Source organism: Kaarinaea lacus (genome assembly GCF_975902315.1).
The window spans coordinates 1-7444 of sequence record NZ_CDLKIE010000192.1; the positions used below are offsets into that span (position 1 = coordinate 1).

General features: G+C 47.5%; 8 protein-coding genes. 1 reads left to right on the forward strand and 7 read right to left on the reverse strand.

Annotated features, from left to right (window positions below; all coding sequences use genetic code 11):
• Window positions 1-236 (reverse strand): hypothetical protein (locus ACWVCM_RS05665; RefSeq protein WP_455200749.1); only part of this gene is annotated, 236 nt, incomplete at its 3' end.
• Window positions 237-412: 176 nt separating this feature from the next.
• Here ACWVCM_RS05665 and ACWVCM_RS05670 point away from each other — a divergent pair.
• Complete coding sequence (locus ACWVCM_RS05670) at window positions 413-2491, forward strand: thioredoxin domain-containing protein (protein WP_455200750.1); 2079 nt, start codon at window positions 413-415, stop codon at window positions 2489-2491.
• Window positions 2492-2548: 57 nt separating this feature from the next.
• Here the strand turns inward: ACWVCM_RS05670 and ACWVCM_RS05675 are convergent, their stop codons facing one another.
• The 6 genes from ACWVCM_RS05675 to ACWVCM_RS05700 all read right to left on the reverse strand — a co-directional run.
• Window positions 2549-3481: a carbohydrate kinase family protein gene (locus ACWVCM_RS05675; RefSeq protein WP_455200751.1), complete on the reverse strand. Its 933-nt coding sequence runs from the start codon at window positions 3479-3481 to the stop codon at window positions 2549-2551.
• A 79-nt stretch (window positions 3482-3560) separates the two neighbouring features.
• Window positions 3561-3923 carry a diacylglycerol kinase gene (locus ACWVCM_RS05680; protein ID WP_455200752.1) on the reverse strand — a complete coding sequence of 121 codons (363 nt, stop codon included), beginning with the start codon at window positions 3921-3923 and terminating at the stop codon, window positions 3561-3563.
• 19 nt (window positions 3924-3942) lie between these two features.
• Window positions 3943-5394, reverse strand: a complete 1452-nt coding sequence (gcvPB, locus tag ACWVCM_RS05685; RefSeq protein WP_455200753.1) for an aminomethyl-transferring glycine dehydrogenase subunit GcvPB — start codon at window positions 5392-5394, stop codon at window positions 3943-3945.
• A 54-nt stretch (window positions 5395-5448) separates the two neighbouring features.
• Window positions 5449-5949: a thiol peroxidase gene (gene tpx, locus ACWVCM_RS05690; RefSeq protein WP_455200754.1), complete on the reverse strand. Its 501-nt coding sequence runs from the start codon at window positions 5947-5949 to the stop codon at window positions 5449-5451.
• 9 nt (window positions 5950-5958) lie between these two features.
• Complete coding sequence (gene gcvPA, locus ACWVCM_RS05695; protein ID WP_455200755.1) at window positions 5959-7314, reverse strand: aminomethyl-transferring glycine dehydrogenase subunit GcvPA; 1356 nt, start codon at window positions 7312-7314, stop codon at window positions 5959-5961.
• Window positions 7254-7444 (reverse strand): hypothetical protein (locus ACWVCM_RS05700; RefSeq protein WP_455200756.1); only part of this gene is annotated, 191 nt, incomplete at its 5' end. The genes gcvPA and ACWVCM_RS05700, both read right to left, overlap by 61 nt.

The window sequence follows — 7444 nt, forward strand, 5'->3', positions numbered from 1 at the left end:
TCCAGTGCCTGCCTGGGCTTATGGGAGAAGATACGGGCACAAATCAGCGAATGTGGATTTATATAGGCGTTTGCCAGCGGTTTGTCATTGTTCGTTGTAACAGTTACGACTTCGCCCGGTTCAAAACTGTTTAACGGTGTGGATTTGGTATCCACTTCGTTGCTGAATATCCAGAGATGTCCAGCACGAATGCGTCGATCTTCATTTTTTTTCAGCTTTAGTTTTGGAAATGACATAAGGTGTAACCAATAACATTAATGGAGCTGCGTGTATTATGCGGGAGCTTCTATGAAAGAACAATGTAAAGCATGGCGAAATTTCCTGGCTAGTGATCATGGATACTGAAATTCATGACACAAAAGATGTACAATAGTTTTACTATCCAACCTTCTAGCAGAACACGTAGTGAATCATGATGAAAAATCGTTTGGCGATGGAAACCAGTCCATACCTGCTGCAACATGCAGACAATCCCGTGCAGTGGTATCCGTGGAATGAGGAAGCGTTAAACCTTGCACGACAAATGGATAAACCTATATTGTTGTCCATTGGCTATTCCGCCTGCCATTGGTGTCATGTGATGGCTCATGAGTCATTCGAGGATGAATCAACGGCCCAGGTGATGAATGATTTATTCGTCAATATTAAAGTGGATCGCGAAGAACGACCCGACCTGGATAAGATCTATCAGTTTGCCCATCAGGTGCTGACTCAACGAGGTGGCGGTTGGCCATTAACCATGATTCTAACCCCTGATGACAACACACCATTTTTTGCCGGGACTTACTTCCCCAGGGAACCACGCTACGGCATGCCTTCATTTATCGATATCATCAAGCGTGTTGAAAGTTTTTATCGCCAAAACAGGGAGGATATTGACAAGCAAAATGATGCATTGAAAGATGTTTTGCGCCAGGTAGAAGCGAGCTATAAGCCAACTGACGCAAGTCTGTCACCCATGCCTCTTGACGAAGCCAGGCGGCAACTGGAAAAAAGCTATGACGGTTTGTACGGCGGATTTGGTGAAGCACCCAAGTTTCCCCATCCCAGTAATTTATCGCGCTTATTTCGTCACTGGTATGCTACCAACAGCGAGGGGAATCCTGATAAAGCTGCACTGGATATGGCGCTTACTACTTTAAAAACGATGGGTATGGGCGGCATTAATGACCAACTGGGCGGTGGCTTTTGTCGTTACTCTGTCGACCAGGAATGGATGATCCCGCACTTTGAGAAAATGTTGTACGACAATGGTCCGCTGCTTCATTTATACAGTGAGGCATGGACCATCACAGGCGACGCTTTTTATCAGCGAATCGCATCAGAAACGGCAGAATGGGTGATGCGTGAAATGCAGGCCGATGAAGGTGGATATTATTCTTCGCTGGATGCCGACAGTGAAGGCGAGGAGGGTCGGTTTTATGTATGGACACCTGAAGACGTCAAACCTTTGCTAAGCAATGCGGAGTATGACGTGTTTTCGCATCACTATGGCCTGGACAAGCAGGCAAACTTCGAAGGTAAATGGCATTTACATGTTTACGAAACGCTTGAAGATACGGCCAGGAAGTTTGGTATTAGTCTTGATGAGGTAAACGAATTGCTGGCGTCAGCGCGCCAGACTTTATTTCGCATGCGCGAAGAGCGTGTTAAGCCAGGACGGGACGAAAAAGTGCTGACTGCCTGGAATGGTTTGATGATTAAAGGGATGGCAGCAGCAGGGCGTCGACTACAAAGGCCGGATTTTATCCGCTCTGCAGAATCCGCACTGGCGTTCATTAAAAAACGGTTATGGGTATCAGGCAGGCTGCTAGCTGCTTATAAAGATGGTAAAGCCCATTTAAATGCTTACCTGGATGATTATGTGTTTTTAGTGGATGCCATTCTGGAATTGCTGCAAGCGCGATGGAACGCAGCAGATCTAAAATTTGCCGTTGAGTTAATAGAAGTTGTTCTCGATGTTTTTGAAGACGAAAAGCAGGGCGGTTTTTATTTCACTTCCAGTGATCACGAGGTATTGATTCAACGCCCGAAAGTGCTGATGGATGAATCATTGCCTGCTGGGAATGGTGTAGCTGCCTATGTTTTGCAACGGATGGGGCATCTGTTGGGAGAATCCCGTTATCTCGATGCAGCCGAAAAAACGCTGCGAGCTGCCTGGGACAATATTCAACGTACACCCTACGCTCACAATACTTTGCTGGATGCATTGGAGGAATATTTATATCCCCCACAAGCTATAATTGTTCGTAGCAACGCCGAAGATGCCGGGTATTGGTCTGATTATTCAGCGGCAAATCATGCGCCACGGCGATTTCTGGTTGCGATTCCAGACACGGAGCAGGAACTGCCTGGATTGCTGGAACAACGCAGCGTTCAGGGTGACTTTGTCGCCTACGTGTGTGATGGCCATCAATGTCGGCCGCCTATTACTGAGCCGGAAGACTTCAAGGTGTTTCTGAACTCAGATGGTTTGGCACAATCCTCATAATGCAACACAAATAACTCATGTGCTTGGCTAAATAAAAAAGTAATTCGTGCTTTACCTTTATATTGTGCGGTCAAACTCAAATTTGAAGCGTTCCTCAAAATCCCTGAAAGTAAAGTGATGGTTTTGGGTGCCTGCTTTTTCTATTTTAAGCGCGCCCATTAACGAGGCGATGCGTCCTGTGGTTTCCCAGTCCATATTGTTCATCAATCCATACAGGATGCCAGCGCGATAGGCATCGCCACATCCGGTAGGGTCAACAATCATGCGTGGTGACGCGCTGGGTATTTCAATATAATCATCTTTGGTATAGATAACGGAACCATCGCCACCTTTGGTGACAATCATGGCATCCAGTGATTGCGCCAGTTGCTCAATGGATTCGCCGGTTTTTTCCTGCATCAATTGCGCTTCATAGTCGTTCAGTGTTGCCCAGGTGGCCTGGTCGATGAAAGTCACCAATTCGTCACCACTAAACATTGGCATGCCCTGTCCGGGATCAAAAATGAAGGGAATCCCTGCTTCGGCAAACTCTGCAGCATGCTGCAGCATACCGTCACGTCCATCGGGTGAGACGATACCGATAGTAATACCTTCTGCATCAAACACGCTGTTAGTATGGGATAGATTCATGGCGCCGGGGTGAAATGCCGTAATCTGGTTGTCGTCCAGGTCGGTAGTAATAAACGCCTGACCGGTATAAGTGTCTGCGATAATCGTAATATGACTGTCATCAATGCCGCATTCAGCCACCCATTCGCCGTAAGGTCCAAAGTCACTACCAACAGTTGCCATTGGTTTAACTTCTCCACCCAGCAAGTGCAGGTTGTACGCAATATTGCCGGCACAGCCTCCGTATTCACGACGCATTTCTGGTACCAGGAATGAGATATTCAAAATATGAACCTTATCGGGAAGAATATGGTTCTTGAATTGATCATTGAACACCATAATGGTGTCGAAGGCATACGAGCCACAAATTAAAGCAGACATAACACTTTCCTTGAAATTATATTATTGGTGTCGATTTATTTAGTATGTTACGCAGTTCCTGGGTAGTAAATAGTAAGAGCTATGTAAAAATTATTATACCCCAGACAATCACGACATTGGCCAGGCTAACAAATACTGCGGCAGATCCAATATCCTTTGCCTGGCCAGAGAGTTCATGATGTTCGTGACCAACACGATCCACAATGGCTTCTATCGCTGAATTTAATAATTCAACGATAAGCACCAGGAACAGGCTGCCAATTAGTATAGATCTTTCAACATTGGTTTGTCCCGCGTAAATAGCAACCGGTGCCAAAATAACAACCAACGCGAGTTCCTGGCGGAATGCGGATTCGTGTTTGAACGCTGCGGTAAGACCACGTATTGAATATCCTGTCGCGTCGATAATTCTTTTAATGCCGGTGGCACCCGGTTTAGCCATGGATTCTTATTCTCGACTCTTATTTTTCTGCTTGCCAGGCGACATCAATCTCCCGGGCGGCTTTAACGTCATCCAGGCGTCGCACTGGCAAGGAGTAAGGCGCACCTTTTACCAGTTCAGGATTTTCTATTGCTTCCTGGTCAATTTTTACCATTGCGTCAACATAGTTATCCAAAACCTGCTTGGATTCAGATTCCGTAGGTTCGATTAACAAACATTCCGGGACAATCAGCGGGAAGTATGTTGTTGGTGCGTGAAATCCGTAATCCAGCAAACGCTTGGCATAGTCCATTGCTGTGACACCCAGTTCTTTAGCCTGGCGTTTCAGGGTGAGAATAAATTCATGAGTCCCGCGGCGGGTCGGCAATGCCATGTCAAAGCCAGCCTGCGCTAATCTGGCCATGAGGTAGTTACTATTCAGGGTCGAGTATTCGGCGACGCGTTGCATGCCTTCGCGGCCTAGCAGGCGCGCATATACATAGGCCCGTATTAGTACACCAGAGTTTCCCATAAACGCTGACAGGCGTCCTATAGTGTCCGGGCAGTCCTTTTCGGTTCGCAGAAAATATTGCCCCTTATCACTGGCTACGTAGGGTACTGGCAGATATGGAATCAGGCGGTCATTGACACCGACGGGTCCGGCACCTGGACCGCCACCACCATGAGGAGTGGAAAAAGTCTTATGTAAATTCATATGGATGACATCAAAGCCCATATCGCCAGGCTTAACTTTTCCAAGAATTGCATTGAGGTTGGCGCCATCGTAATAAAGTAAGCCACCTGCACCATGTACAATTTCTGCAATGGTTTTTATCTCGCGCTCAAACACACCAAGCGTTGATGGATTCGTTAACATAATACCGGCAGTTTGTGGTCCCACAGCCTGCTTCAACATATCCAGGTCGACGTCACCTTCCTCATTCGTGGGTATCTCCTTGACCTTGTAGCCGCACATGGTAGCGGTTGCGGGATTGGTGCCGTGTGCTGCATCGGGTACAAGGATTTCATTGCGTTCGTTGTCTCCCCTGGCGTCGTGGTAGGCGCGAATCATGGCCACACCGGCAAATTCCCCCTGAGCGCCCGCCATTGGGGAAAGGCTGACAGCTTTCATGCCAGTAACGTCTTTTAATATTTCCTGCAGTTCGAACATGCAAGCCAAAAACCCCTGGCCAAGTTTCTCTGGGCTAAAAGGATGACGTTGCAGGTAACCCGGCAACATAGCCAGTGAATTACATCCGCGAGGATTGTATTTCATGGTGCAGGATCCCAGGGGATAAAAATGAGTATCAATGGAAAAGTTTTTTTGCGACAAACGTGTGTAGTGACGCACGGTTTCCAGCTCTGACACTTCCGGAAGCTTTGGTGGACTTTGTCGGCGAAATTTTTCAGGAATTGTTGTTGCCGGTTTTCGTTCGACGGGTGACTGTGCTGCATTGACGCATCCCGGAGTGCTTTGGTCGAAAATCAACATAATAGTTAGGGCCCTTAATATAGATTGTTTTATATTTGGAGTTACAATTTTGTGTTACGACAATGCTGCTATTGCCTGATCGTAATCAGGATCGTCGGTCAGCTCCTCAACCAGTTGCGCGTGAATTATTTTGTCGTTTTCATCAATCACTACAACGGCTCTTGCCATAACGCCGGCAAGCGGACCATCCTGGATAAGTACACCATAGTCTTTGGCAAAATTTCTGTTTCGCATACCCGATAGTGCCTTAATATTCTCAATTTTACCTTTGCCGATGTAACGCGATTGTGCAAACGGCAAATCAGCAGATACCAACAACATGACCGCGTCATCGCGACCACTGAATGCCTCACTAAACTTCTGTGTCGTGTTTTCACAGACGTCAGTGTCGAGACTGGCAACGATGTATATAAGCTTCTTTTTGCCTTTAAAGCTGGACAGTGACTGGTTTTTGAGACGGCTGTCGGTTAATGTGAAATCGGGCGCATCACTGCCAACGGCAGGCAGGTCGCCATTGGTTGAAAATTCTTTACCCTTTATGGTGAATCTGGCCATGATCGCACACTATGAAATCGTTGCCGCAAATCTTTCAGCAAAATGAGTGATGTCCTGTTCCGTTTTGGTTTCTGTGGCGCATACCATTAAAGCGTTACCCAGCTCGGGGTAATCTGCAGACAAATCATATCCTGCCAGTATTCCTTCAGCCGCCAGTTTGTCGATGACATCCGCTGCCGGTTTATCAAGTTGTATAACCGTTTCGTGGAATTCAGGTCGATCAAACATGGATTGAACACCATTGATGCCCGCCAGTTTTTCTTTCAGTAACATGGTGTTGGCGTGGCTGTTGGCTGCGACTGTTTCAAGGCCCGCAGGTCCCAGTAATGACATATATATAGTAGCAGCAGTGGTCATCAATCCCTGGTTGGTGCAGATATTGGATGTCGCCTTGGAGCGGCGTATGTGTTGCTCCCTGGCTTGCAGTGTCAGGGTAAATCCGTCTTTGCCATCGAGGTCAGTGGTTTTACCAATGATACGGCCCGGCATTTGTCGTACATAGGCTTGTTTGCAACACATGAATCCAAAATAAGGCCCACCTGAAGACAGGGGAATGCCTAACGGTTGGCCTTCGCCGCACGCAATATCAGCGCCTTGCTGGCCCCATTCACCAGGTGGCTTCAATAACGCCAGTGAAGTTGGGTTCACGCTGGCGATTACCAGGGCACCTTGCTGGTGAGCCCAGTCGGTTAAAGCATCTACTTCTTCCAGTACGCCGAAAAAATTTGGCTGCGGTATAACGAGCGCAGTGTAGTCAGCGGGATCAGACGAGAGGGAAGCGGGATCAATAAAACCACCATGCCTGTCATATTCCAGTTCATCAATGGTGATGCCCTGGTTTTTAACGATGGCATGGACGACTTTGCGGTATGCCGGATGAACCGTGCGGGGCATGAGAATGCGTTTGCTTTTGGATTTGCGGTTAGCGCGAACAGCCATCAGTACCGCTTCAGCGAGTGCTGATGCGCCGTCATACAGTGATGCATTGGAAACATCCATGCCGGTTAACTGCGCCATCATAGATTGAAACTCATAAAGCAGCTGCAAGGTGCCCTGGCTGGCTTCCGCCTGATAAGGTGTGTAGGCAGTATAATACTCCCCGCGAGTTGTGAGTTCCCAGACGGCAGCGGGTATATGGTGCTCATAGGCGCCGGCACCCAGAAAACATAAGCCGGTTATGTCCTGGTTGGCGCGTTCATGCATGAGCCGTGAAACTTCCATTTCACTCATGCGGGTCGGCACCTTGTCGAGCCTGTCGTGACGCAACGCGCTGGGTATCTCATCAAATAATTGATCAATGCTGTCTACGCCAATGGTCTCCAGCATTTGTTGTACTTCTTCTTTAGTGTGCGGTATGAATGGCATGGTTCTGTATTTACTTTTTGCTGATCATCACCAAAAATTTGCCCTCTAAAATACAGACAGGAAAGATCGCCAATTTCGAAAATTTTATTCTGCTGGGTAATGGCAGCCCCTTCGTCAAAATGAACGGCCA